Source organism: Vibrio sp. 1078-1, assembly GCF_033340475.1.
Map to the genome: position 1 here is coordinate 801,617 of NZ_JAWOWM010000001.1, position 24,782 is coordinate 826,398.

At 46.2% G+C, this 24,782-nt stretch carries 25 protein-coding genes; 15 read left to right on the forward strand and 10 right to left on the reverse strand.

Annotated features, from left to right (window positions below):
* Nucleotides 1-33 precede the first annotated feature (33 nt).
* From R7190_RS03530 to R7190_RS03540, 3 genes are all read left to right on the forward strand, one after another.
* Entirely contained in the window at nt 34-1,770 is a 1,737-nt protein-coding gene (locus R7190_RS03530; protein WP_186585220.1) for a hypothetical protein, read from the forward strand.
* Nucleotides 1,767-2,498: a DUF3726 domain-containing protein gene (locus tag R7190_RS03535; protein WP_186585221.1), complete on the forward strand. Its 732-nt coding sequence runs from the start codon at nt 1,767-1,769 to the stop codon at nt 2,496-2,498. Before R7190_RS03530 ends, R7190_RS03535 begins: the two co-directional genes overlap by 4 nt.
* Before the next feature lie 144 nt (nt 2,499-2,642).
* A complete protein-coding gene (locus tag R7190_RS03540; RefSeq protein WP_005390944.1) occupies nt 2,643-3,020 on the forward strand; it encodes a nuclear transport factor 2 family protein in 378 nt (125 codons plus the stop codon).
* An 82-nt stretch (nt 3,021-3,102) separates the two neighbouring features.
* Here R7190_RS03540 and R7190_RS03545 read toward each other — a convergent pair whose 3' ends face one another.
* Together R7190_RS03545 and R7190_RS03550 are read right to left on the reverse strand one after the other, a co-directional pair.
* Entirely contained in the window at nt 3,103-4,098 is a 996-nt protein-coding gene (locus R7190_RS03545; RefSeq protein ID WP_186585222.1) for an ABC transporter substrate-binding protein, read from the reverse strand.
* Nucleotides 4,099-4,239: 141 nt separating this feature from the next.
* Nucleotides 4,240-6,474: a hypothetical protein gene (locus R7190_RS03550; RefSeq protein WP_186585223.1), complete on the reverse strand. Its 2,235-nt coding sequence runs from the start codon at nt 6,472-6,474 to the stop codon at nt 4,240-4,242.
* A 426-nt stretch (nt 6,475-6,900) separates the two neighbouring features.
* On the opposite strand from R7190_RS03550, the gene artP reads away from it, so the two are divergent.
* From artP to R7190_RS03575, 5 genes are all read left to right on the forward strand, one after another.
* Entirely contained in the window at nt 6,901-7,629 is a 729-nt protein-coding gene (artP, locus tag R7190_RS03555) for an arginine ABC transporter ATP-binding protein ArtP (protein WP_101911867.1), read from the forward strand.
* Nucleotides 7,630-7,717: 88 nt separating this feature from the next.
* Nucleotides 7,718-8,461 carry an arginine ABC transporter substrate-binding protein gene (locus R7190_RS03560; RefSeq protein ID WP_186585224.1) on the forward strand — a complete coding sequence of 248 codons (744 nt, stop codon included), beginning with the start codon at nt 7,718-7,720 and terminating at the stop codon, nt 8,459-8,461.
* A 1-nt stretch (nt 8,462) separates the two neighbouring features.
* Nucleotides 8,463-9,152, forward strand: a complete 690-nt coding sequence (gene artQ / locus R7190_RS03565; protein ID WP_005388570.1) for an arginine ABC transporter permease ArtQ — start codon at nt 8,463-8,465, stop codon at nt 9,150-9,152.
* Nucleotides 9,149-9,817 carry an arginine ABC transporter permease ArtM gene (artM, locus tag R7190_RS03570; protein WP_186585226.1) on the forward strand — a complete coding sequence of 223 codons (669 nt, stop codon included), beginning with the start codon at nt 9,149-9,151 and terminating at the stop codon, nt 9,815-9,817. Before artQ ends, artM begins: the two co-directional genes overlap by 4 nt.
* A gap of 138 nt (nt 9,818-9,955) precedes the next feature.
* Nucleotides 9,956-10,528, forward strand: coding sequence for a protocatechuate 3,4-dioxygenase (locus R7190_RS03575; RefSeq protein ID WP_171345436.1), 573 nt, complete (start codon nt 9,956-9,958; stop codon nt 10,526-10,528).
* A gap of 9 nt (nt 10,529-10,537) precedes the next feature.
* Here the strand turns inward: R7190_RS03575 and R7190_RS03580 are convergent, their stop codons facing one another.
* On the reverse strand, nt 10,538-11,368 hold the full coding sequence (locus tag R7190_RS03580) for a LysR family transcriptional regulator (protein WP_186585230.1): 831 nt from the start codon (nt 11,366-11,368) through the stop codon (nt 10,538-10,540).
* A 118-nt stretch (nt 11,369-11,486) separates the two neighbouring features.
* Between R7190_RS03580 and R7190_RS03585 the strand changes: the two genes are divergently transcribed.
* Nucleotides 11,487-12,134: a glutathione S-transferase family protein gene (locus tag R7190_RS03585; RefSeq protein ID WP_065275366.1), complete on the forward strand. Its 648-nt coding sequence runs from the start codon at nt 11,487-11,489 to the stop codon at nt 12,132-12,134.
* A gap of 84 nt (nt 12,135-12,218) precedes the next feature.
* Here the strand turns inward: R7190_RS03585 and R7190_RS03590 are convergent, their stop codons facing one another.
* The gene (locus R7190_RS03590) at nt 12,219-12,890 is read right to left on the reverse strand and encodes a type 1 glutamine amidotransferase domain-containing protein (RefSeq protein ID WP_005388562.1); all 672 of its coding nucleotides are present in this window, start codon (nt 12,888-12,890) and stop codon (nt 12,219-12,221) included.
* A 117-nt stretch (nt 12,891-13,007) separates the two neighbouring features.
* Between R7190_RS03590 and R7190_RS03595 the strand changes: the two genes are divergently transcribed.
* Nucleotides 13,008-13,892: a LysR family transcriptional regulator gene (locus tag R7190_RS03595; RefSeq protein ID WP_186585232.1), complete on the forward strand. Its 885-nt coding sequence runs from the start codon at nt 13,008-13,010 to the stop codon at nt 13,890-13,892.
* Between the two features lie 59 nt (nt 13,893-13,951).
* Here R7190_RS03595 and R7190_RS03600 read toward each other — a convergent pair whose 3' ends face one another.
* A complete protein-coding gene (locus R7190_RS03600) occupies nt 13,952-15,613 on the reverse strand; it encodes an electron transfer flavoprotein-ubiquinone oxidoreductase (RefSeq protein ID WP_186585234.1) in 1,662 nt (553 codons plus the stop codon).
* 137 nt (nt 15,614-15,750) lie between these two features.
* On the opposite strand from R7190_RS03600, the gene R7190_RS03605 reads away from it, so the two are divergent.
* Nucleotides 15,751-16,716 carry an electron transfer flavoprotein subunit alpha/FixB family protein gene (locus tag R7190_RS03605; protein WP_054574341.1) on the forward strand — a complete coding sequence of 322 codons (966 nt, stop codon included), beginning with the start codon at nt 15,751-15,753 and terminating at the stop codon, nt 16,714-16,716.
* 67 nt (nt 16,717-16,783) lie between these two features.
* Here the strand turns inward: R7190_RS03605 and R7190_RS03610 are convergent, their stop codons facing one another.
* The 3 genes from R7190_RS03610 to pdhA are packed head-to-tail and all read right to left on the reverse strand — an operon-like array spanning nt 16,784 to nt 19,999.
* Complete coding sequence (locus tag R7190_RS03610) at nt 16,784-17,932, reverse strand: dihydrolipoamide acetyltransferase family protein (RefSeq protein WP_175413489.1); 1,149 nt, start codon at nt 17,930-17,932, stop codon at nt 16,784-16,786.
* Complete coding sequence (locus tag R7190_RS03615) at nt 17,929-18,912, reverse strand: alpha-ketoacid dehydrogenase subunit beta (RefSeq protein WP_042521051.1); 984 nt, start codon at nt 18,910-18,912, stop codon at nt 17,929-17,931. Before R7190_RS03615 ends, R7190_RS03610 begins: the two co-directional genes overlap by 4 nt.
* Nucleotides 18,905-19,999 (reverse strand): pyruvate dehydrogenase (acetyl-transferring) E1 component subunit alpha, encoded by a 1,095-nt coding sequence (gene pdhA, locus R7190_RS03620; protein ID WP_025998586.1) that lies wholly within the window; start codon nt 19,997-19,999, stop codon nt 18,905-18,907. The genes R7190_RS03615 and pdhA overlap by 8 nt, the downstream gene beginning before the upstream one ends.
* Before the next feature lie 65 nt (nt 20,000-20,064).
* Here pdhA and R7190_RS03625 point away from each other — a divergent pair, with 65 nt between their 5' ends.
* The 4 genes from R7190_RS03625 to yegD all read left to right on the forward strand — a co-directional run bounded on the left by R7190_RS03625 (nt 20,065) and on the right by yegD (nt 23,400).
* Nucleotides 20,065-20,259, forward strand: a complete 195-nt coding sequence (locus R7190_RS03625) for a hypothetical protein (protein ID WP_186585236.1) — start codon at nt 20,065-20,067, stop codon at nt 20,257-20,259.
* A gap of 396 nt (nt 20,260-20,655) precedes the next feature.
* Nucleotides 20,656-20,976 (forward strand): DOPA 4,5-dioxygenase family protein, encoded by a 321-nt coding sequence (locus R7190_RS03630; protein WP_005375836.1) that lies wholly within the window; start codon nt 20,656-20,658, stop codon nt 20,974-20,976.
* 326 nt (nt 20,977-21,302) lie between these two features.
* Complete coding sequence (locus R7190_RS03635) at nt 21,303-21,926, forward strand: hypothetical protein (RefSeq protein WP_186585238.1); 624 nt, start codon at nt 21,303-21,305, stop codon at nt 21,924-21,926.
* A gap of 121 nt (nt 21,927-22,047) precedes the next feature.
* Complete coding sequence (gene yegD / locus R7190_RS03640) at nt 22,048-23,400, forward strand: molecular chaperone (protein ID WP_025767684.1); 1,353 nt, start codon at nt 22,048-22,050, stop codon at nt 23,398-23,400.
* Between the two features lie 339 nt (nt 23,401-23,739).
* Here yegD and R7190_RS03645 read toward each other — a convergent pair whose 3' ends face one another.
* Together R7190_RS03645 and R7190_RS03650 are read right to left on the reverse strand one after the other, a co-directional pair.
* The gene (locus R7190_RS03645) at nt 23,740-24,213 is read right to left on the reverse strand and encodes a copper chaperone PCu(A)C (protein WP_186585240.1); all 474 of its coding nucleotides are present in this window, start codon (nt 24,211-24,213) and stop codon (nt 23,740-23,742) included.
* Nucleotides 24,214-24,306: 93 nt separating this feature from the next.
* Complete coding sequence (locus tag R7190_RS03650; protein WP_005388493.1) at nt 24,307-24,768, reverse strand: hypothetical protein; 462 nt, start codon at nt 24,766-24,768, stop codon at nt 24,307-24,309.
* Between the last annotated feature and the right edge of the window lie 14 nt (nt 24,769-24,782).

Sequence of the window (24,782 nt, forward strand, 5' to 3'; positions counted from 1 at the left end):
TATTCTTACAATAACAAATAGGTGGTGAGCAAAATGGATGCACATCGTTCTACTTATACGGAAGCAACTATGCGCGATGCAGCGATTGTCATGGCAGCCGAAAGGCTTGGCGCAATGCACCAAAACCGAATCAGCTTTGTTCGTAGCCTGATTCGTAATATGGCAAGCCAAAACTGGCAAGTAACCAAGCATGAGTGGCAACTTTGTCCGCGTGGTTATGGTCACGTTATTTACAAATTGACCACGCCAGAGCACGTTTATCATTTGGTGGTGTTCTGTGATGAAATTGCTGATGACGAGCGTAATGACCGCGTCATTGCTGAAAAGTGGGACGTCACATTCGCACTGGTTCAAGGCGATGTTGATGTTACTTTGTTGGAAAGATTGCGAGCAAATGTACCGCTGCAAGAAGCGGGACGCAATCCAAACAACGTGCTTGTTCTGGCTCGCGCGAACAAAAGCGTGCGTGTGTTTGAACACATTGTTAGCGCACTTTCTCAAGGCAAGCAGCCCGAGCCAAAAGAGCTGGCGGAAGTGGGTTATATCCTGCGTACCACAGCTGTGTATGGGAACGGCAAGTTTGGCATCGCCGATTTCAAACTGCTAGAGAACAACTCAGATTTCAGCCAGTCTTTTAGTGCGCAAATGTGCGCAGTATATATGTTGCGTGAATTCAGCTTGGATTGGGTGCACTACCTAGCACTTCAGCAAGGTGGCGACAACGCGGTGGCATTGCACCGTGGCTTGCAGCGCTACCTTGGTGTCGGCAATGCTACTGGCTTAGGCATGGCTCCATACTTGATTAATCACCCGTGCATCGTTGACCAATGGATGACCTCTCGCGAGCGTGCAGTAGCGCGAGTCTTTGCGATGCCGTGTGAAGCTTCATTCCATGCTCCTTTACAAGGATTGCTGCAAAAAGCACAGCGTCATCTAGAGCAAGTCATCACCATCAATGAACATCAAGACAGGCTCAATCATCAAGCGACAGCAGACATCAAACAACTGCTATCGGAGCTAACAACGTTAATGGCATCACATCCGAACTGGGCGAGTTTGGTCGAGCAAAAGAAAACAATGAGTGTGGAAGCCCAAGAAATCCTCACCTCTTGCTTGATCGAGCTCTACCCATCTTTGGTGGATGAATTTGCTAGCCAAATGAATACGGATGAAACGTTATCTATTCCGGGCGGGAAAAAGATCCAAGATTTACTTGAGGTGCTGCAAAGCAAATACCGCTGGGCGATTAATGCGGATTACTCACTAGCCGAGAACAACTACTGGTTCTGGTATCGCTCACAAGACAAAGAAGAGCCAAGGCTTGGTGTTCGTGGGGAAGAGGCAGGAGAAGAAAAAGAGCTGCCGCTTGATATCGGCAGACAAGTGAATCGCTTGTACCACGCCTTGCTTGGTTGTGATGAAGAAATGTCCGTAGCAGAGTTTCTATTGCAAAAACCGGCTTATCGTTCGATCACACGTCGCGTATGGACGTTAGGTAACCGTGCGATGGGGGATATTCAAATGAACGTGCTACGCCAAGATGCACTGCCAATGCACTTACTGCGCTGTAAATTGGCGATCTTTGGTGCGACTAAGTTTGATCCGCGCTCGGATCGTTGGGTTCGAGTAACTTTCTTCCAAGGCGCGCCGTTGTTGGATGAAATTCACGATCCTAAACTGGCGGACACATGGATTTTTCCGAGCATGCCGGAACGAGAAGAAATTGCGCAAAGTGACAATCAAAAAATCAACGGAGGATTTGCATTATGATCGTCTCTCACAACGAATTGGTGGCCGCGGTTAATAAGGCATTTCTTGGCATGCGCCGTCACTGTGGTGAGGCGGATGTCATTGCGAACATGGTGGCGGACTTGCAAATGGTTGGCTTGCACGGGGTGCGTCACTTTAATAACGCCAGCCTGTTTCTTGGGTTAGATTCGGACTGCGCCGTATCGGTGACCAACAGCACGCCATCGAGTATCGAGATGGATTTGCACAATGGCAGTGTGGCGTGCCACTTACCCGCAGTGTTGGATTTCGCACTTGAGAAAATGATCAACAGCAAGTCGATTACTATCACATTGAAACATTGCCATAACCGTTGGCTAGGTTTTAGTGAGTTGTTGAAGCTCTCTGCAAAAGGCATCGCGTGCCGTGCACAATGGGTCAATGGCTCTAGTCCAAAACGAACGCTTTATGTGTTAAACCGTGGACGAATCGCGCCAGAAGTCTTTTTCTCGGATCAGTTTGATGGGCATGATACGGATTTGCACAGTATGGTTATCGAACTCTCTGTGAACGATTTCGATATCGAGAAAAGCGCACAAGGATACATCATTCACATTGAAGGCGATGAGTTAAGCAACACGCAACAAGCCTCTTGGCAAAATGGTATTTTTGTCGAAGACCAAGAGTGGGAAACATTGAAACAAACCGCAACCGCATTGCTAGTGGAGAACAGTGAGCGTTCCATGCAGGGCGCTGGTGGTGTGGTTTAAGCTCTGAAGGGACAGCGATTCCAAGTTTCAAGTGATGAAGGCTGCGGTTTAGCGGCCTTTTTTGTGCGCGATGTTCGGTCACTTCTTAGGTTCTAAGGCTATGATTATCGTTAAATACCAAGTAGAGCGACATAGGGAAGAAAAATGGACCTGCAAGAGAACAAAAGAAATGCCATTGCGTTTTACGAAACTGCCTATCGAGGTAATCCAAGAAAGGCGGTTGAAGACTACGTTGGCGATGAGTACATCCAGCACAATCCATTAGTTGGAAATGGCCCCGAGGCTTTTATCGAGTATTTTGAGCGGATGCAAAACGAGTATCCCAATAAAGACATTACGTTTGTGCGAGCCATTGCTGAGGGGAATTTGGTGGCACTACACACTCACCAAACATGGCCTAATGATATTGAATACGTGACGATGGATTTCTTTCGTTTTGATCATAATGGGAAAATCGTCGAACATTGGGACGCTCTGCAAGAGATTCCTAAAGAAACATTGAATGGCCACACCATGTATTAACGAATCGTTGATTAGTCTCCCATGCCGTTTATTCAAACGGTATGGGAGGTTAAATGATTTGTGGCACTCTAAGTATCAATCATCAAAGCGCTTTTTCTATTTTCACCGCTACGTCTTCAGATACCCAACCTTTCCATAAGTTAGGGTAGGTATTAAAGAAGTAAAACATCGCTTCTTCACCATCTGCGTAGTTATCTTCCATCCAGGCCAGCATTTCACTCATTTGCTCGTTGGTAAATCCGCGTTTCTGCAAGTACGCGAATGCTTGGGGTTCTTTGTTCGCAAATGCCTCAGTTGTTACTGTGCGAACTGGAGAAGGTGGGTACATTGTTACTTTTGGTGAAGCACAATCAGGCTGGGTGGTACAGTTGCGATACTCTTCCAGATCCGTTCCGCTACCAAAATCCACTTTGACCATATCATACTTGCCCAATACGGGTGTTGGTGACCAGTAGTAACCAAACCAAGGCATTTTGCGATCATAGGCTTTGGCGATGGTGCCAGCTAATGCTGCGCCAGAGCCTGGGTCAACCATCTCAAAGCCGTGCTCACTTAACCCTAATGCATTAAACAAGTGACCGGAGGTGATTTGGCATGTCCAACCAGCAGGGCAGCTATAAAAGGCGAACTTGTCGTCATCCTCAGGGTGTTCAAACAGCTTGGCGTGTTTAATGACGCCTTCTATCGTCGCGAGCTCTGGATACTGTTTTACCAGATAGGCGGGAACCCAAAACCCTTCTTCACCGCCATTGACAAGCGATTCACCAGCGATGCGCAAGCGTTTATCCGCAATGCCTTTATCAAGCGCTTCTTTAATGCCGTTTGTCCATAACTCTGGCGCAACGTCAGGTTGTCCCTTTTCAATCATAGAGGTGCCCGTAGGAACGCTATCACCAGGGATCAATTCCGCATCGCACTGGTAGCCTTCATTTAAGACAAATTGGTCGATGTGCGCCATTAAGCTGGCCGAATTCCAATTCATATCCGCGATGGTTATTTTTCCACATTCATCCGCATTTGCATGAGTTGATAATGCCGATAGCAGTAGAACAGAGAGCATGGAAGGTGTCGTCTTCATGTGACTGAATTTCCTTGTCGTTGTCATTTACTTCAGTATATACATCGGTTTATAAAGATTCAGTGAACAAGGTTTTTTCAGTGACGTTAAGCATAAAAACGGCGATTTATGAAGCGTTTAGTTAGAGTGATTGAAAGGGAGTTAATACAGCAAGAACACCCCTTCGTAGCCGCCGATCTCAATGTGAGAAACATAGTCGCCGATGTTACCGTCTTGATCTACAGGTCGCATAGGCTCTGGAAGTGCGATAGTTATCTTCGGTGAGGAGAAGTAATCGATATTCTTGCCAGAGAAATCAGTCCGATACAGCACTCGGCCTTTGGTGAATTCGCGGGCTAACACCATCTCCGTAGGGCCATGCATCACTACCGTATCTTCTGAGCGATACGCAAAGTACGTATGGGTTGGTAACAAATCGATAGCGCCATTAGGCAAGTCAGGATGAGCCACTTTGCTCATAGAAGCATCTCCAATCACCGTGTAATCGGCGGAATAGGGCGTGCTGGTGGACATCATTAGCGGAGTCGCCTGATACCCATCTGGGATTTGATTGGCCGGCGTACCTAAATCGATGGCAAGTAAGGTGCTAGGTTGATAAGCAATATTCTTTGGTACGCTTGCCTTCCAGAAGTTGTTACCGGTGGTGTTATTGCTTCCATATACGTAACCATTATTCCACTGACTGAAGTAACTGCGCTCAGGGTGATAGTTTAAGTAGAACACCGCTAGTGCAGAATATTGGTCCTGCTTCCAATTGTTTTGTGTGTTACCAAAGTATTGAACGCGACCATAACGCGTTGTTGCTTGATAAATCACTTTCTGGCCAACTTTGGCGAGAGCAGCGTTATCCCAAAACTTAGCCAAGCCAGCATAGCCACTAAAGCCAGTGGAAGGGAAAAGGTAGTGCTCGCGCAAGTACAAGGAGCCAGCACCAACCAAGTGGTTTTGGCCGTTACGACCGAATAAGTTGGCCGTGCCTATGTTGAGGCCAATTAACGCATCCGCATCCAGCGTCGCCAATTTGTTTAAGAACGCCGAGAATTGCGCTTTGTATGCATCATCAGCGGCTTGGCTTCCCGCCACCAAACCAAGCTCATCCACCGTACCACCGGAATAAACGTAGAACTGATTTTCTCCGAGTAACTTATTCGTATCGTCGTTGTACGCACCGTTTAAACCTTGTTTCGCCCATTCAGCTTGGTAATAGTGGTGTATTGCGTTGGCAAGATCGGGATTGCCGAGGTTGGTTAATGCCCAAGAAGAGGTTTGATTCCACATGCGACCAAATGGAATAACGCGTGACTCCCAACGAAATCGTGCCGTTGCATTCTTATTTGAGCGGCTCTTGAACTCTTGCCAAGAAAGATAATTATCTTGGTTTCGATCAGCTGATTCGTCAAAACCTCGAATTTGTCGCCAGCGCTGAATGGTTTGACCTTCAGGTGTCTCCGTTGGTGCTCCTGAGACATTGACGACAGGGAAGCTATCTTTGAGTTGAATGTTTTCGAGGCGTGGGCGGTTTTCTATGTTGTCGTCATGCCAAGTAATTTTCGCAACGTAAAGGCGGCCGCCGTCGCGTAAAAAAGTGGACCCAAAATACTGACCGCCACCATAGGTTTGTCCGCTACCATCGTGTGTCGTAGCGCGAACCCAATCCGAAGGAACAGACCAGTTTACCGTTTGGTTTTTAGTCATGTTCTCAGTCTTGTCTTTTTTAATTGCGAAGCTTTTCCATTCTGTTACCAGACCAAACGAATCGATGGCAGAAGGGTATTCAATAGTGATGCTGCCGCCTTGAGCAAACTGGGAGAAAGTAAGGGTTAAGCGGTCGAACTTCTCTGAGTGATAAACATAGAGGGCACCACCATTATTCGCCTGACCGAATACATCAGCATCCCATGGCGGTGGTTGATATAGCCAAAAACCGGCGTGGTCAGCGCTGGCGGTATAGCCAACGATCATCGGTTTGCGATTTAGCAGAGTATTTTCACCATGGCTTGAGTCGACTTCAGCTAGGATAGTGTCTTCCGAAAAATGAAGAAAAAAGTCCTCATAATCGATGTTATTTATTTCTGCTTGGTTACGTATATCGCTTTCCAGCCAACCTGAGTTAAGTTCCAGCTTTTGGTTGTACATGTAACCAAGCGCTTTTACACGCTCGTTATCACTCTTATTTTCGTAAGCTCCAAACACGATATCGGCATTATCCAACTCCCATTCAAGTGCAGCGGCAGCAGAGATAGGCTTATCTTGAAGATCAATACCCTGTTCATGCAACCCAGGTAACACGATTGCTGTTCTACTCCAAACGTTGGGCACAGAAAGCAAGCTCAAAGAAATGAGTGTAACGAGAGAAAAACAATGCGACTTCAACATGGAGTTATCCCATTAATACTTAGATGACTCAAATTAAGAGTCAGATACAAAGAGAAATTATAGTCCATTCGCGAAGTCGTAATCAGGACCCTGCCATAGAGGACTTTACAGGAAAACTAATAGGGGGTGCTGTGCAAAAATGAGCGGGTGTACTTGGAATAGATCATCCTCATAGACTCAAAACTTCCTCTACACGTCAGCACAAAAATAACCACCATTTTAACCTTGTTTCGGTCGTCACCATGTCGTTGGATTTTCTTCAACAAATTCAGTTAAAACTCACTCTTCAAACCAGTCAGATACTCTGTCTTGGTGGTTGCAGATCATACAAAAAATTAACAAATTAAATTTTTATACATTTTTATTGCATAAAAAGTCCAGTTGAGTAATATAAATACCAAGTGACAATTAATGCGGTATGTCAGCATGACTATTCAGGTAAGCGGAATCAATAAATCCTACGGTGAGACACAAGTGCTTCACGATGTCAGCTTTAAGTGTGAAAGCGGGGAAACACTGGTGTTACTTGGTCCAAGTGGCGCAGGTAAGAGCTCTCTACTGCGTGTTCTTAACCTTCTTGAAGGGGCGGATAACGGCAAGCTAAACATCGCAAATGATGTTTTTGATTTCTCTACTGAAATCAAAGAGAAACAAGGTTTAGCACTTCGTCGTAAAGTAGGCATGGTGTTCCAGCAGTACAACTTATGGCCGCATATGACAGTAATGGAGAACCTGATTGAGGCTCCGGTAAAAGTATCTGGCATGGATAAAGAAGAAGCGAAGAACCAAGCAATGCAAATTCTCGCAACGCTGCATTTGGCAGACAAAGCGGATGCATGGCCGATGCAGCTTTCTGGTGGTCAGCAACAACGTGTGGCGATTGCTCGTGCATTGATGATGAAACCGGAAGTCTTGCTTTTTGATGAACCGACCGCTGCGCTTGATCCGGAAATTACTAACCAAGTCGTTAAGATTATTAAAGATTTAAGCGAAACTGGCATCACCCAAGTCGTAGTAACGCATGAGGTCGATTTTGCTAAAAAAATCGCTAGCCACGTACTGTATCTAGAAAAAGGATACATCGTCGAGCACGGCACAAATGATTCGTTTTCTAACCCGCAAACCGCCCAGTTTGCTGACTACCTAAATCACTAAATTACGTTTTTAAAGTTCAGTCTATTTAACAGATAAGCTCGGCTGTCATTGCGAGTGTCAGCCCACTAAGTACACACGGAGTATTGCAATGAAAAAGATTTTACTAGCTTCACTAATCGGCCTTTCTTCTGCAACCATGGCAGCGAACGCAGCAGCACAAGAAGAGATCAAATTTGCGATGGAAGCGACTTACGCACCGTTCGAATACATGGATGAAAACAACCAAATCCAAGGTTTTGATGTGGATCTGGCGAATGCACTATGTAAAGAAATGGAAGCAAAATGTACCTTCCACAACCAATCTTTTGACAGCCTGATCCCTGCATTAAAATTCAAGCGTTACGATGCGGCTATCTCTGCAATGGATATTACTGACGCGCGTTTGGAGCAAGTGAACTTTTCTGACCCTTACTACGACAACTCAGCAGCGTTTGTTTCTATCAAAGAAAAAGTGGCTGACCAAAAAGCACTAGAAGGTAAGCGTGTTGGTGTTCAAAACGGTTCAACACACCAAAGCTACCTGATTGAGCAAATGCCGGGCGTAACAGCGGTTCCTTACTCAAGCTACCAAGACGCATTCATCGATATGAAGAATGGCCGTATTGATTCTGTATTCGGTGACACAGCAGTCGTAGCAGAATGGTTCAAGAAAGAAGACAACCTAGCGTATGTGGGTGAGCACGTAACTAACTCTAAATACTTCGGTAACGGTTTCGGTATCGCAGTAAACAAAGGTAACGACGAGCTAGTGAACAAGCTGAACACGGCACTGAAAACAGTGAAAGCGAACGGCGAATACGACGTAATCTACAACAAGTACTTCGGTAAGTAATATGGCACTAACGGGTTACTCTTTATCGCTTGTTCAAGCTAGTTGGATGACTGTCCAGCTAGCCTTCACAAGCCTTTTAGTCGGTTTGATTCTGGCAGTGGTATTCGCCAGTGGTGAAATGTCTCGCCGCGTTTTCGTTAAATGGCCAATGACGGCATTTGTGACGATTGTACGTGGCTTGCCAGAAATCCTTGTCGTGTTGTTTATCTATTTTGGTTCGACGCAGGTTCTGTTTTTAATCACCGGCGACTTTATTGAAGTTAGCCCGTTCTTGTCTGGTGTAGTGGCGTTGTCGTTGATCTTCGCTTCTTATGCTTCTCAAACTCTACGTGGCGCATTGAAAGCCGTTGGAAGAGGGCAAAGAGAGGCAGCAAGTGCACTAGGCATCAGTCAGGCACATGCTTTTGTTCGCATTGTTTTGCCACAAGCAGTAAGACACGCGCTACCAGGTTTAACTAACCAATGGTTGGTTCTGTTGAAAGATACCGCGCTTGTATCACTGATTGGCGTAACGGATTTGTTGAAACAAGCGCAGCTAACGTCTGCTGCGACGCATGAAGCGTTTACATGGTACGCAACCGCTGCGGCGATTTACCTAGGCATCACTTTGATTACACAACGTGCCGTCAAACTGATTGATAAGAAGTTCTCAATTCAAGGCATGAGCATGGGACAGGAGGCAACCGCATGAACGAACAACACGTTTGGCAAATGGTGGATGGCTTAGGTACTAGCCTTCAATTAACCGCCGCTTCCTTGGTTGTCGGCTGCCTCTTAGCTTTGATGATGACGCTGACTCTGATCCTACGTACTCCGGGTTTGCATTGGGTAAGCCGTGGCATCATCACCTTGTTTACTGGTACGCCTTTGTTGGTACAGATCTTCTTGGTTTACTACGGTCCGGGTCAGTTTGATGTAGTGAGAGAAAGTGTTTTTTGGACATGGTTAAGCCAACCTTGGTTCTGTGCGATGTTAGCGTTAGCGCTTAATACCGCGGCGTACAGCACTCAGCTGTTTAAAGGCGCGTTTAACGCGATTCCTTCTGGTCAATGGCAAGCGTGTCGTGCTCTAGGGATGAACAAAACCGCAACGCTAAAAGTGCTGCTGCCATACGCTATTCGTCGTGCCGTTCCGGCTTATTCGAACGAAGTGATTTTGGTCTTCAAAGGCACGTCATTAGCGAGCACGATCACGATCATGGATCTGATGGGTTACGCGCAGCGCATTAACGCACAAACTTACGATACGTTGACGGTATTTGGTATTGCAGGCGCATTTTATTTAACGGTAAATGGTGTGCTAACTCTCATTTTCCGTCAGGTAGAGAAGAAAGCATTGGCGTTCGAAGCCGCATAATCCTTCAATCAACACTCATCATTTAGTTCCACAGTGCCTCTGCGAATGGCTCTCTTGCAGGGGCATTTTTTATATTCGTCATGGCAAATTCCTCAAGTTCCCCCAAACTTAATTCAACGCAATTGTATTGGTGGCACCATGGAAAGAAGACACTTTTTAGCGCTTTGGACATTGTTGTTCGCACCCTCATTAAAAGCGAAAACACCAATGCGGCCAACGCCAGCACAAACTGAAGGGCCATTTTATCCAGTAGTGGACATTCCTCTTCGTCAAAACTTGATTCTGCAATCAGAAGGTTTGGTCGGTGAAGCTATCGTGTTGCAAGGTAAAGTCGTAGATACATCGGGAAACCCAGTTTCAGGCATCAAAGTAGAAATCTGGCAATGCGATGGGCAGGGGATTTACGATCACCCTAAGCAGCCAAATAATGATAAGTTTGATACTCACTTTGCAGGTTTTGGCGCGGTAGAAACTCAATCGGATGGTCGCTACTTATTCCAGACTTTGTACCCCGTGCCTTATGCCTCTCGTCCACCGCACATTCACGTTAAGTTGTGGCGGGATAACCAAGAGCTTCTGACCACTCAGTTGTACTTAAAAGGCAATACTGGTGATGAATGGTGGGGTGGCAAAGCCCGAGATTATCTACAGTTTGAAACCATACGAACCGACGGGCGATTAACTGGCCAATTTAACTTTGTGATTGGTTAGCGAATTCAGTTAAGCCATTAACTCAACCAATTGCGCCAAGCATTCTTTATCCAGTATCGGATGAGGCTCGACGCCCGTGACCAAAACGATATCCACGGAAGGTAGCGATGGCATATCGTCTAAGATCTTAAGATCCTCGCTAACGCTAATACTGCCCATCGCACCGATAGCCATGCATGAACGTACAATTGCTCGTTGTGCAGAAGCCGTATTGCAACATGCCAGTAGTTGATAAGGAGTGCCACGTTTGGTTAATCCGTCTACTGCTGCCGCATGGTATTTACAGTCGGTTTGGAATAGGGCGAGAGGGAGAGGTTGGGCGTTCTCAATGTCAAAATCAGGGTGAGCAATCCATACGCCTTTGTCGCTTGCTAGCCAGTAACCTTCTTCACTGTCCGGTGCTCTTGTCACAATAGCGGCGTCTAGCTTTCCTTCATCGAGTTTTTCTCTCAAGGTGATGCTTGGCTCACTAAAGACTTGAATCGAACATGTGGGCTCAGATTGCTGTAATACGCGGATGACTTTAGGCAAGATATTGTCGTTGTAATCCTCGGGGCAACCTAAGCGAAGAGGGCGCTTGTTTTCATAGCGCCTCACTTGTTTCAGTGCTTGATTGTGCAAGCTGACCAATTGCTCGGCGTGAGAGCGCAGTGCCAGTCCCGCTTCACTCAATACGAGGTTACGGCCTTCTTTTTCAAACAAGCTGACGCTGAGTTCGTCTTCTAGCTTACGCATTTGTGCACTGAACGCTGATTGGGTGCGATTAATCTGCTTGGCTGCACGAGTGAAACTGCCCGTTTCTACAAAAGCCAGAAAGCTGCGTAACGCATCGATATCCATATCTAAAACTCATCCATCGTTTTTGTTGAAGTGTTCCATCAAAACTATCCGTTAGTCCCCTTAAATACAATCAGATATTGTGAATGGGTAATCAAAACACGAACCGCATGGAGGCGTCATGAAACTGTTTATTGCTAATCAAAACTACTCAAGCTGGTCACTGCGCGCATGGTTGATCTTTTCTCAATTCAAACTAGATGTCGAAGTCACCAAGCTCAAATTATTCACAGAAGATTTTTATAAGACCTTGGAAGGTATTACACCAACCGCGAAAGTACCTACCTTGGTGGATGGTGACGCAACCGTGTGGGATTCATTAGCGATTTTGGAATACGTTAACGAGCAATATTTACAAGGTAAAGCTTGGCCAAGCAACTCCGCAGAACGAGCTAAAGCACGCGCCATTGCATCAGAAATGCATTCGGGTTTCTTTGATTTAAGAAACGAACTCCCAATGAACATCCGCGCACACAGAAAAGTCGACTTAACGAAGGGTGCGCTTAAAGATATTGCTCGTATTGACGCCATTTGGGCAGAGCAAGCAGAACTGCATCCAAACGGTTGGCTATTTGGAGAATGGTCGATAGCGGATGCTATGTATGCACCTGTGGCATTGCGTTTCCAAACTTACGGCATCGAGTTATCGGAAGGTGCCAAAGCTTACCAACAAAAGGTGCTAGCAAGTGAATCTTTACAGCAATGGTTGGAAGAGGCGAACCAAGAAACGGATATCGTAGAAGAAGATGAAGCAGGGGTAGAAGTATAAGCGCATCTTGCGATCGCCTGTAGCAAGGGAAAGCATGACAAAGCACGCTTTCCTCTTCTAGGATGGTTGTAGTTTCCGGCGCGTTTAAGCTAGGTGTTCAACAATCGCTCTGCCTACGCCGTGTGCGCTCGTTGGGTTTTGACCTGTGATGACTCGGTCGTCCACAATTACAAACTCTTGCCATGGTTGCACTTTAGAGTAGCGCGCTGCGCTGCGTGCAAGAGATTCTTCCAATAGGAATGGGATATCGTTGATGGTGCCGAAGTCGATCTCTTCTTCGCGAGTGAAACCTGTTACTGATTTAGACGCAAGCAGCTTTTCGCCATTGCTAAGCGTGATAGGGAGAAGAGCGCCTGGACCATGACAAACTGCTGCCACAATACCGCCATCTTCATAGTGTTTTGCAGAAATCTTGGCAAAATCTTCGTTGCTCGCTAGGTCTGAAAGAAGACCAAAGCCACCCGGATAGAAGATCGCATCGTAGTTGTCACCGTTGATTTGTGATACTGGAATCGTGTTGTTGATGCGGTTCTGGAAATCATCATCCGCTAAGATTTTCTCGTTGACTGCGTCGCCTTCGATGTCGGTTCCGTACAGTGGTGCTTGCCCGCCTTTGATAGAGGCAATGTCGTAATCGAAGCCTGCACCTAGTAGCTCGCTAAGCGCATGAGTGAGCTCTGGCGCGTAAGTTCCGTTTGCTTGGTCAGTTTCACCAAGGGTCGCATGGTTCGTCACAATGATGAGTACTTTTTTCATGATGGTTTCCTTTTTGGCTTACGTATATTTGTTGAACACCTTCATACTAATTGCTAAACAAATAAGTGATAATATGATTAATTGGCAAAACATTATTGCTATATAGCAAAGGTAAGTATGGACAGTTTTGAAGGCATCAATGAGTTTGTTACGGTTGCTGAGAGCTTAGGGTTTTCTGCAGCGGCAAAACAGTTAGGTTGCAGTACCAGTCACGTCAGTCGCCAAGTCACAAGACTAGAAGAGCGATTAGGTGTCGCTTTGTTAGCACGTTCGACAAGAATGGTGAGTCTAACGGAAGCGGGGCAAGCGTATTATCAACAGTGTAAAGAGTTGGTGATTGGGCTTCAGCAAGCCAATGAGCAACTCACCACGCAGCAAACTCAATTGAGTGGTACGTTACGTGTGAGTGCCGCTGGTGCGTTTTCTGAGAACCATGTAGCGCCTGCCTTGATGGCGTTTGCCACGCAACATCCTAATCTCACGGTTGAAATTAACTTCAACACCAGCATGGTCAACTTTATTGAAGATGGTTTCGATTTTGCCATTCGTTACGGCAGGTTGAGTGATTCAGGCTTGGTTGCGAGAAAGCTGGTGGATCGTCCCATGGCAGCGGCAGCCAGTCAGCGTTATCTCGATGAACATGGTTTGCCAACGCACCCAGAGCAACTCAAGCGTCATAGCTGCATTATTGCCAATAAGGACGTTTGGTTGTTTGAAAAAGACGGCAAGCCTTTAGATGGCGTAAAAGTGCAGGGCAGATGGAAGAGCAATAACGCACACACGGTCTTGCAAGCCTGTGCAGAAGGATTAGGTGTGGCGTACTTACCGAAGAGTAGTTTCAACGATGCTATTTCGTCTGGTCGTTTGGTGCCAATACTAGAGCCGTATTGGGGAAGCGGCAACAGCAGCTGGATTGTTTATCAGAATCGTCACTTTCTACCACTACGAGCGCGATTGGCTATCGACTTCTTGCTTGATCATTTTGTCGATTGGCAGGAGTAATGAGGCTCTGCCAATCGGTTTGTTTATCCATTTGTTAGATCGTCAACATACTAACGTATCTACATGTTTTGATAGCTTGGTCCGCCGCCACCTTCTGGTGCTTTCCACGTGATGTTTTGCGAAGGATCTTTGATGTCACAGGTTTTGCAATGAACGCAGTTGGCGGCATTTATCTGAAACTTCAACTTATTGTCCACTTCCACCACTTCGTAAACCCCAGCGGGGCAATAGCGCTGACTCGGTTCGTCATACATACCTAAATTCACATCAATTGGAATGTGAGGGTAAGTCAGAACAAGGTGACAAGGTTGATTCTCTTCGTGCTGTGTTCCCGACAAAAATACCGACGAAGGCTTATCAAAACTGATTTCACCATCTGGTTTTGGGTATGCAATTGGGTGGCACTCTTGTTTAGGTTTTAACTGCTCATGATCGTGCGAATAGTCCTTGATAGACCAAGGTAACGGCTTCTTAACCAGTGGTTGCCACAGGTTGTGTTCAAAAGTCGAAAGAGCACCGCCAAGTATGCTGCCAAACTTATGAATGTTCGCGCCAAAGTTACGCGTTTCGGCGAGTTCGTCATACAACCATGATGATTCAAACAACGACTGGTAGTCTGGCTCAGAAGCTCCAGTTTGTCGGGCCGTATGTACCGCTTCTGCTGCAATGATTCCGGACTTCATTGCTGTGTGGCTGCCTTTAATTTTTGCGACGTTCAAAGTCCCCGCATCACAACCAATCAATAAACCGCCAGGGAATTGCTGTCTCGGCAGAGAGGAAAGCCCACCTTTCGCAATGGCTCTTGCGCCGTAAGCGATGCGCTGAGCACCTTTCAAATGTGTTTCAATAGCAGGATGGTGCTTAAAGCGTTGAAATTCGTCAAACGGACTCAAGTAAGGATTGCTGTAATTCAAGTCGACAATAAGCCCGACGGCGATTTGGTTGTTCTCCATGTGATAGAGAAAACCGCCGCCTGTGGTATTTGTTTCACTCAAGGGCCAGCCAGCGGAGTGGATAACACTGCCAGATACATCCTTACTGTCAGTGGGTAACTCCCATATCTCTTTTAGGCCAAGCGCGTAGTGCTGTGGTTGCTTTCCTGCGTCTAGGTCGAACCTTTGAATAAGTTCTTTACCCAGATGTCCGCGACAACCTTCAGCAAAAAGGGTGTATTTTGCCCTTAGCTCGATACCTGGTTCAAAGTTAGGTTTGGCCTGGCCGTTCTTATCTAGTCCCATATCGCTCGTGTTAATGCTTGTCACGGCGCCAGTCTGATCATAATTGATGCTTGCAGCGGCAAAGCCCGGAAAAACTTCCACCCCAAGATTTTCTGCTTGGTTAGCGAGCCAACGGCAAAGGTTGGCAAGGCTAATTACGTAATTATTCTCGCCATTTATCATTGGACGCGGTGTAAGGAAGTGGGGAACGCGAATATGGTTTTGTTCAGTAGTAAGATAAAGGAAATCATCTCGTTGAACTGAGGCTGCTAGCGGGGCGTCCATTTCTTTCCAATTGGGGAAAAGCTCATCTAAGGCACTAGTTTCAAAAACAGCGCCAGATAAAATATGTGCGCCCACTTCTGAGCCTTTTTCTACAACGCAAATTGAAAGTGCGTCACCTTCACTGTCTTGGTTGAGTTGAGCTAGCCGACAAGCGGCGCTTAAGCCTGCAGGTCCGGCCCCCACGATCACGACATCAAACTCCATGCATTCTCGTTCCATCTTTATGCTTCCTTTCTATTATCGTCATCTGCGTGACAGGTTTTGGTTTCTATACAGAAAACTATAGCTCAGTTGACGTTAACGTGAAGTGGACTAAGCTCAAGTAATGGATCTGACGTGTTATATGAGGCATGACCATGGAAGACCGACCATTAGCAACACTTGTGCTCGCAGAGCATGACAACCAATCGTTGGCTGTAGGGACGCTGTGTGCAATTAAAGCGGCATTTGAGATTAAGGATGATGATAAATCGCTTCCTGTTTCTGTGTTGCTTATTGGTTATCAGTGCCAATCAGTTTTGGATGAGTTGAATTGCGTTCAGGGTGTTGCAGAAATTATCTGGGTTGATGCGAAGGGATATGAACATGGATTAGCGGAAAATATCGCACCTTTGATCTCACAAGTAGCCAAAAACTACTCACACATTCTTTCTCCTGCCAGTACATTTGGTAAGAATGTGATGCCTCGTGTGGCGGCGTTGCTTAATGTTGGTCAACTTTCTGACGTGATGACAATCGAGTCTATCGATACGGTGATTCGTCCAATTTATGCTGGAAATGCATTGGCGAGAGTCACGTCGAATGATCTCTATAAAGTGATGACCATAAGAAGTACGGCTTTTGATGCCGCAGAGCTATCTGACACGCCAGTTGTCCCTAAGCTTACTCAAGTCGACACGGTGATTATCAATAAACTTAGTGAGTTTGTTTCGCAACAAACGCCAGAAAGTGAGCGACCAGAATTGCCAGCGGCTAGAGTAGTGGTGTCGGGGGGGCGTGCATTCGGGAGTAAAGAGAAGTTTGTTTTAGTAGAACAATTGGCTGACAAGCTAGGTGGAGCGGTAGGGGCGTCACGAGCGGCGGTCGATGCGGGCTATGTGTCTAATGACCATCAAGTCGGGCAAACCGGCAAAATTGTTGCACCGGAGTTATACATTGCCGTCGGAATTTCTGGCGCGATCCAGCATTTGGCGGGAATGAAAGATTCCAAGGTGATTGTTGCAATTAATAGCGATCCGGATGCTCCTATTTTTGACATTGCAGATTATGGATTGGTCGGCGATTTGTTTGTGGTAATGCCTGAGCTGTTAGAGAAGCTGTAGATATAGTCTTGTTCCCTAAAACAAAAGGCTTCCAAATTGGAAGCCTTTATCATTTGATTTTAATAAGTCACTTTTCGCTCGGACGTTGCAGGTGCTCTGCAAGTACTTTCGTAAACCTTGCAGCTTCACCACCAGTACAAGCGCGATGATCAAACGTTACGGATAGCGGCATTGCTTTCACCGAAATTGCTTGACCATTTCTTATCACAACTCGGTCGAGTATTCGGCCCGCGCCGACAATAGCGACTTGTGGCGGTGTGACGACAGGTGTTGCGTAAATACCGGCAATCGCGCCGAAGTTGGAAAGCGTAATCGTCGCGTGCTGCAATTGCTCACGACCGATTTTTCTCTCTCTGATCCCTTCAACGGTTTGATCGAGCCAACGACGAACATCTTGTGGCTCGTATTCATCTGCGTGGCGCAAGACTGGCACGTACAATCCATGACGGCTATCTACTGCAATTCCTACATTGACCGTTGTGTGTACACAGCGTGTCATGGTTTCGGCATCAAACCAAGCGTTTAAAGCAGGCTCTTCTTTACACGCATGAACAATCGCTTGAACAAGGCGGATACTGATATCTTCGTTTGGCAGCCAATCTTCCAACAATGCTTCTTCCGTAATGGTTACGGCTGCAACATGTTCGTGCGATTCGGTCATAGACGACACCATGGTACGTCGAGCGCCTTTCAAAACTTCGGTGCCTGGACGCTGTTTTCCGGCTTCGTCGTAAATATCGGCATCAACGATAAGTCCGTTCGGGCCACTACCTGACACGAGGTTAAGATCTACCCCAAGTTTTTGTGCCAACAAGCGAGCCGAAGGCAGGGCGGTAACGAGGTTACTTTCTGTCGTGTTGTGGTTGCCACCTATCCAGAAATCATCAACGTTTACATGATGCGCTTGGTGAGAAACGCTGCCGACGACGGTTGCAGCGTCAGCAGTGGCTTTTTTCTCTGCCGTTACTTCTCTCCCGGCACCTGTTTCATCAATCTCTAGCAGTAATGCACCAATATTGACGATTTCACCTTCCTCACCATGACGGCTGACCACACGGCCCGAATAGGGGGCAGGGACGTCTACCGTCGCTTTTGCTGTCTCTACGGTTAAGATCACTTGATCTAATTTAACCATGTCTCCGACATTAACGTGCCATTTGACAATTTCTGACTCAGCGAGACCTTCACCGAGATCGGGTAAATTAAACGTCTTCATTTCCAATCCTCCACGAGTTCGCGCGCTGCGGTCACAATGTCTTCTTTCTGAACCATGAAATAATCTTCGTTACGGTAATAAGGCATAATGGTGTCCATTCCAGTTACTCGTTTAGGTGGGGCTTTAAGTAAGCACATGGCGTGTTCAGCGGTTCGAGCTAATAGCTCAGATCCCACACCACAAGTTTTACTCGCTTCATGAACAACGAGTAAACGTCCAGTTTTTTCTAGTGAGCTGAAAATCGTCGCGGTATCAATTGGCTTAATACTCGCCAAATCAATCACCTCGACTTCAATTCCCTGACTAGACAAGGTTTGTGCGGCCTGAAGTGACTCTACGACGCATGCGCCCCAAGTAACGAGCGTGATATCTCGCCCCTTGCGTAAGGTGAAGCAGGTGTCGAGTGGGAGTGCTTCGCCGTTATCAACGACTTCAGATTTAACGGTGCGATATATGCGCTTCGGTTCGAAGAACATGACGGGATCATTGCTTCTAATTGCAGCGAGAAGTAAGCCGTATGCGCGTTGTGGAGAAGAAGGAATCACCACTTTAAATCCAGCAGTGTGAGCAAATAACGCTTCCACGCTTTCTGAGTGGTGTTCCGGAGCGTGGATACCGCCGCCAAATGGCGCACGGAAAACCGCGGGACAAGTGAGCCGACCGCGAGTTCTGTTACGCATTCGAGCCGCGTGGCACATTAAGTGCTCCATCGCAGGAAAAACGAAACCTTGAAACTGAAATTCGGCGACAGGTCGTAATCCTTGCGTTGCCATACCGACCGCAACCCCGCCGATTAAGGCTTCAGCGAGTGGCGTATCGATGACTCGTTTAAGACCAAACTCTTGCTTGAGTCCAACAGTGGCACGAAATACACCACCATTATCGCCCACGTCTTCACCTAATACGACAACATTGGGGTCTTGTTGCATTTCGTGGTGCAGGGCAAGGTTTACTGCTTCAACCAACGTTAGCTCAGCCATGTCTGCCTCCCTGCATTCTCATTGCCTTGTTGATGAGTTCATCTCTTTGTGCATGAAGCTCTTGAGGTAGCGATTCATACAAATAATCGAAACCGGTTTCTGGTGCTTGTGGCGGTAAGCTCAGATAGCGTTCAACAGCTAACTCTACTTGCTCTTTACAGTAATCTAGCCATTGCTGTTCTTGTTCGTCGCTCCAAGCGCCTTGATTAAGGAGGTACGTTTTAAGACGTGCGATAGGTTCGTATTGCCATGCAGTTTGAACATCATCTTCTTTACGATAACGAGTCGCATCATCGGCCGTAGTGTGGTCACTCAGTCGGTAACTCACCGCTTCGATGAGTGTTGCGCCTTTCCCTTTTCTTGCTCTCTCAAGGGCGGTTTTAGTTGCATCATAAACGGCGACGACATCGTTACCATCGACAGTAATACCCGGTATACCTGCACCTTGCGCTTTTTCTGATAAGAAATCGGCGGCACATTGGAGACTACGCGGCACTGAAATTGCCCACTGGTTATTGTTTACGACGAAAACAAGTGGAATATTCCAAGTACCTGCGCAGTTTATTGACTCAAGAAAGTCCCCTTTGGATGTACCACCATCGCCGCACATGACTAGCGCAGCTTCATGGTTACCTTGAATTTTTAGCGCGGAAGCCACCCCGACAGCATGCGTACATTGCGTCGCTATGGGTACACAGTAGGGAAGGTCTCGGCTAGGAACCGGACTGCCTTCAGGAGCAAAATCACTCCCGCGCTCATCGCCACCCCAGTATTGAAGGTTCTTTTCCATGCCAATGCCACGACACCACATCGCAGGCATATCGCGGTAGTAAGGGACAAACACATCATCGGCTTTAAGTGCTCTGCCGACCGCAATGCCTATGGCTTCCGCGCCTAAGTGTGAGGGATAGGTCCCTAGCTTACCGGTGCGTTGCAAGGCAACTGCTTTGTTGTCGTAAGTGCGAGTTAATACCATATCTCGGTAAAACCCGACCAATGTTTCAGTGTCAGCCCAGTTGGGTAGTTGGCCGACTAGGTCCCCACGATGGTCGATAAACCGATGCATGGGTAATGCCTGAACGTTCATCTCAAGCTCCTTTTGACGCTGCGGGTCTTTTGGACTGCAGCTGTTCATACAAAACCAGAGTTTGTATGGGTACTCAAACTCTGATATCAGCGCAAAGGCCATACCTAAGGTTGCGTGTGCTTTCGATAGCGGTAGGCATCTGTTCGTCCCTTAAACTATTTGTCGATAACATCGCTGCGACTATTTCACCGCAAGATACAGAGAAAGGCTTTTCTGTATCTAACCCTCTAACTAATTCGTGGTATAGCCAGATACAATAAGTGTAAACAAATTGTTAAATTATGCTTCATTTTGACTTTCGCTCAGTAGTAAAGTTTTGCTTACACCCTGATTTTGCAGAGTAATATGCTGCTATTTTGTTGGTGGTATTTTTAAACTCGAATTTAATTACTGGTTAATGAAACATATTTGCAACAAAATTTGGCTGTAAAATTTGACAAAGTGAGTCATTATTAATGAATCAACTCAAACAGTTGCTATATGATGAATTGCAAATTTTTGTTGTGCTCGAAGCCTCGACCTTATGAGAATGCATAACTTCTTCCCAACAGAGTGGAATCAAGGTAGGGTGACGGCATTACAAATGTATACCCTCGGCAGTCCTTGAGCTTATCCAAAGTAGGTGGTGCTCAAGTGGAAGTGATTATGGAGAAGTTATGTACCACGCTCATGTTTATTTTCCCCTAAGAGAACAAGATAAAGCGCAAGCCTTGAACGAGATCATCCGTCAAGAGCGTCAAGATGTGCTGCGTGTGTTTCCATTAGTTGGAAGGTTAGTTGGCCCACACAAAATGCCGATGTTTGAAATTCACCTAGAATCATTGAGTGAAGAGTTCTTGGCGTGGCTTGATACGATTCGAGGCGATTTTTCTGTGCTTATTCACCCAGTAAGCGAAGAAGAGTTACTTGATCACACAGAACGCGCGATTTGGTTGGGCAGAGAGATTGGTGTATTTGAAGAAAAGTTAGAGAAATAGTTGCTCTTCTCGTCCATGCATGGCCGCTTTGAATCCTTCTCTTCTCATTGCGGTCGCAGCTTCTGCTTAACGCCTCATCTTCATTGATGGATGCGGAATCCCTTTCTTACGCTTTGCTGTAGTTATTTTTGTGCTAAACCTAAAAGTAGGCTTTCGAACTTCACGCACAAAGCGTGAAAATGTTGCTGTTTAGCATGCCATTAAATGAATTTTGGTGGTAATAACATAATAAGTCTTTGATAAATCAAATAGGTATAGCAGGGAAGTGCAGTTTACGACCCCAACGCCATTGGCAGTGGCGCCGATAATTTATGAGGGGGAAGGGTATGTTTTCAATACTCTTGGTTATACTTGCACTCTATATATTTTGGCTGTTGTTTCGCAACGGGCCTGCGTTTGCCGGGCGTACCGCTCAAAAAAAACGTGACTGGGTTGGGCCTACCGCCAACAAAGAAGAGTTGCGAGGATTTTGTACGGATGTATTTCAGCCGTTCAGTTCTCAAACGACTTTCTACGCCATTGCTTATTTTGCCAATTACGTAGCAGCAGCGAACGCAATATCTTGGTCAACGATATACGAAGGCGATTATCCGGTCATCATAAGCCGATTTGGTAGCTACTTCATTTTAAGCACGCATGATGCACTGGTCGTAGCTGGGTTTATTGCGCTAGCTTTCTTTATCATTAATTGGCAACTTGCCATGCGCTGCTCTGGTATTCTTAGCCAGTATCTAGTGCGGATTCTTATTATTAATCAAAAGCGCTTTGTCGCGATTAGCTTGGTGTTTTGCAGCTACTTTTCGTACCTACTGACGCTTGGTATATTCTGGCTGTTCCATGATGGGTATTCAATCTGGCATGGATTAATGCTTAGCCCTGTGTTCCTGCTGTTAGCTTTACTGGTAGCGGTTGTTGTGCCATCTGCAAAAAGAGAAAGTAGTGTACCTTAGATAGATTTTCCACGTTAAATTACACTTGATTTTGGGATAGTAATTCTTATGCCATTAAGTTAGCATTGCCAGCTTTTTAACGCTCAAAAGGCCACTAATCAGTGGGACAGTGGGAGAAACAATGTTTATCGGCTTTGACTATGGTACTGCAAACTGTTCAGTGGCTAAAATGGAATCGGGTGATCCAGTACTGCTTAATCTGGAAGGAAACAGCCCTTTTATTCCTTCCACCCTTGCTGCACCGACTCGTGAATCGGTATCCGAGCATTTATTTCGCCATCGAGATATTAAACCATTAGATCAAGTTGGTGAGCAGGTTTTACGCCGGGCAATCAATTTAAACCGAGAAGAAAGTATTGACTTAGAATCCGACGACATCGCGTTTGGTCAGGCTGCACTTAATCTCTATTTGGAAGATCCTCGCGATATCTATTATGTGAAATCGCCGAAGTCTTTTCTTGGTGCATCTGGCTTGCGTGATGTGCAATTGGCTTTCTTCGAAGACCTTGTCTGCGCGATGATGGACAATATTAAGTCTCAAGCCGAAAACGATGCGCAGCAAAGTATTACCGATGCTGTGATCGGCAGACCAATTAACTTTCATGGGCGTGGCGGTGAAACGGCTAACATTCAGGCTGAACGCATTTTGTTGCGGGCAGCGAAACGTGCGGGCTTCCAAAATGTGGAGTTTCAGTTTGAGCCTGTCGCGGCGGGCCTAGAGTATGAAGCGACACTCAGCGAAGATAAAATCATTCTAGTAGTCGATATTGGCGGTGGTACAACGGACTGTTCGTTGATCCAAATGGGACCGTCTTGGCGCGGCAAAGCAGATAGGACCGCAAGCTTGTTAGCTCACAGTGGCCAGCGTGTCGGCGGGAATGATCTTGATATCGCGCTAGCATTTAAGCAGCTCATGTTCCCTTTTGGCATGGGAAGTAAAATGGAGTCAGGTATTGTGATGCCGACTACCCAATTCTGGAACCCGATAGCAATCAATAATGTAGAAGCGCAGAGTGACTTCTATTCGCGAGAGAACCTATCAGCGTTAAAGTTGCTTCAAAAGCAGGCTCAAGAGCCAGAAAAACTTGCTCGTTTGCTAGAGGTGTATCATGAGTCTTTAGGCTACAACATTGTTCGCCGTGCCGAAGAGGCAAAAGTGGCACTTTCAGAACAAGCTTCTTACCGAACTGGCATCAACTTACTATCAGAAACGATTGAAGTTGATGTACAACGTGACGAAATGATCGAAGCGATCCAGTCGCCAAAGAATAAAATGACGGCGTTGGTGACAGAAGCGGTAGAGCAAGCTGGAGTTAACCCCGATGCTATCTTTATGACTGGAGGTTCGGCACGCTCGCCAATCTTGCGCGATGCGGTTCAAACCGTACTGCCAAGTATTCCGGTTGTCAGTGGAAACTATTTTGGCTCAGTAACTGCGGGCTTAGCTCGTTGGGCTGAGGTTTGTTTCAAGTAGAAAGAAAACTAATTGCGCTATGGGCATTGTTACCAAATTTATGACTTTGCTTAGGCTTATCAAATGATGGTTGGAAGATTTCGCTGAGAGATTGAGTTTCATGCGAGTAGGAAACCTATTTGGGATTCTTAAATCTTTTAACGTCATTCTGAACAGTGAGGAACGAGCGTGATTTAGAATCTCTTGCCCGAGCACGCTGTTATGATATATGACCCCGTTTCGCCAAGCGTTATTTATCACCATTGTTCTGAAGATCGAGTTAGGACCTATTGGATAATGATTTTGACTAAGCTGAGATAAAAATGCCCGCTAAATCAGCGGGCACTTTTGTTTGCGTCATTAATGATGCATGTGTTTTTCCATGTGGCCTTGTTTCTCAACCGCCATTTCTACTTCCACTTTACCCGCGTTTTTGAATGTTAACGTCATAGGGAAGCGGTCGCCTTCTTTGAGCGCTTGTGTTGGATTGAAAATCATTAAATGGAAGCTGCCTGGTTTAAACAACACAGACTCATTGGCTGGAACGCGCACTTCGTCAATCTTAATCATTTTCATCACACCATCTTCTTTCTTATGCGTGTGAATTTCGACATGTCCTGCGATTGGGCTTTCTGCTGCGATCAATGTATCTTCACTGTCACCGTGGTTGGTTAATTGAAAAAAACCACCGATAACAGGTGCGTTTGGTGGCGCTTCGCGGCTCCATGGATGGTCGATATGAATTTTTCCTGCTTCATAATCGTGCGCTAAACTCAGTGGGCTAGCGATGACAGCAATAAGCGCGATAGCGGCGGTTTTTAATGATTTAAGCATGTGTTTTTCCTTTTGAATGAATAGCTTCTCTGAATGGACAACAAACAGAGTCATCGTTATTTTTGGATAAAGTTGTTAATGATTAGATGCCTGTTAGGCAGGAAAAACACTCGGCGGAGAGTGCTTAGGCGCGATGTGTTTGTAAACGAGCTTATCGCATTTTGAAAAGTGATAAGTCGTCAGTGCATACTTTACTCGGCGCAGCCAATGGATCGTTGTCAGGTAAAGCCCAATCGCAACTAAAAGAAAGAATTGAACAGCTTGAAGAAGCGGGCATTCAAACTGGAAGCCGTCGTGTAAGTTAAGATCTTGGATGAGCTTAGAAGAAGATTGAGCGTTAGCCTCAATCAACGTATTGATATCCACCCATTTGAAACCATCTGCGGTACACAGTAAAACCTTTTCACTTTGGACTTTGTTGAGCCAAGTTGTGCTGTGAACTTGTGTAGGGTTAAGAGCGGCTGTGGATGCTAAATACAACTGAAACAACACCGCGATAATAACCGCAATAGCGTGCAAGCGATGGTGTTTGTGCTGTATTAGAGTGTTTTCCATACAATTGAGTGCTT

Coding starts and splice junctions, on each gene's coding strand:
- R7190_RS03530 (WP_186585220.1), top strand. CDS start 34: ATGGATGCACATCGTTCTACTTATACGGAAGCAACTATGCGCGATGCA.
- R7190_RS03535 (WP_186585221.1), top strand. CDS start 1,767: ATGATCGTCTCTCACAACGAATTGGTGGCCGCGGTTAATAAGGCATTT.
- R7190_RS03540 (WP_005390944.1), top strand. CDS start 2,643: ATGGACCTGCAAGAGAACAAAAGAAATGCCATTGCGTTTTACGAAACT.
- R7190_RS03545 (WP_186585222.1), bottom strand. CDS start 4,098: ATGAAGACGACACCTTCCATGCTCTCTGTTCTACTGCTATCGGCATTA.
- R7190_RS03550 (WP_186585223.1), bottom strand. CDS start 6,474: ATGTTGAAGTCGCATTGTTTTTCTCTCGTTACACTCATTTCTTTGAGC.
- artP (WP_101911867.1), top strand. CDS start 6,901: ATGACTATTCAGGTAAGCGGAATCAATAAATCCTACGGTGAGACACAA.
- R7190_RS03560 (WP_186585224.1), top strand. CDS start 7,718: ATGAAAAAGATTTTACTAGCTTCACTAATCGGCCTTTCTTCTGCAACC.
- artQ (WP_005388570.1), top strand. CDS start 8,463: ATGGCACTAACGGGTTACTCTTTATCGCTTGTTCAAGCTAGTTGGATG.
- artM (WP_186585226.1), top strand. CDS start 9,149: ATGAACGAACAACACGTTTGGCAAATGGTGGATGGCTTAGGTACTAGC.
- R7190_RS03575 (WP_171345436.1), top strand. CDS start 9,956: ATGGAAAGAAGACACTTTTTAGCGCTTTGGACATTGTTGTTCGCACCC.
- R7190_RS03580 (WP_186585230.1), bottom strand. CDS start 11,368: ATGGATATCGATGCGTTACGCAGCTTTCTGGCTTTTGTAGAAACGGGC.
- R7190_RS03585 (WP_065275366.1), top strand. CDS start 11,487: ATGAAACTGTTTATTGCTAATCAAAACTACTCAAGCTGGTCACTGCGC.
- R7190_RS03590 (WP_005388562.1), bottom strand. CDS start 12,890: ATGAAAAAAGTACTCATCATTGTGACGAACCATGCGACCCTTGGTGAA.
- R7190_RS03595 (WP_186585232.1), top strand. CDS start 13,008: ATGGACAGTTTTGAAGGCATCAATGAGTTTGTTACGGTTGCTGAGAGC.
- R7190_RS03600 (WP_186585234.1), bottom strand. CDS start 15,613: ATGGAACGAGAATGCATGGAGTTTGATGTCGTGATCGTGGGGGCCGGA.
- R7190_RS03605 (WP_054574341.1), top strand. CDS start 15,751: ATGGAAGACCGACCATTAGCAACACTTGTGCTCGCAGAGCATGACAAC.
- R7190_RS03610 (WP_175413489.1), bottom strand. CDS start 17,932: ATGAAGACGTTTAATTTACCCGATCTCGGTGAAGGTCTCGCTGAGTCA.
- R7190_RS03615 (WP_042521051.1), bottom strand. CDS start 18,912: ATGGCTGAGCTAACGTTGGTTGAAGCAGTAAACCTTGCCCTGCACCAC.
- pdhA (WP_025998586.1), bottom strand. CDS start 19,999: ATGAACGTTCAGGCATTACCCATGCATCGGTTTATCGACCATCGTGGG.
- R7190_RS03625 (WP_186585236.1), top strand. CDS start 20,065: ATGGGTACTCAAACTCTGATATCAGCGCAAAGGCCATACCTAAGGTTG.
- R7190_RS03630 (WP_005375836.1), top strand. CDS start 20,656: ATGTACCACGCTCATGTTTATTTTCCCCTAAGAGAACAAGATAAAGCG.
- R7190_RS03635 (WP_186585238.1), top strand. CDS start 21,303: ATGTTTTCAATACTCTTGGTTATACTTGCACTCTATATATTTTGGCTG.
- yegD (WP_025767684.1), top strand. CDS start 22,048: ATGTTTATCGGCTTTGACTATGGTACTGCAAACTGTTCAGTGGCTAAA.
- R7190_RS03645 (WP_186585240.1), bottom strand. CDS start 24,213: ATGCTTAAATCATTAAAAACCGCCGCTATCGCGCTTATTGCTGTCATC.
- R7190_RS03650 (WP_005388493.1), bottom strand. CDS start 24,768: ATGGAAAACACTCTAATACAGCACAAACACCATCGCTTGCACGCTATT.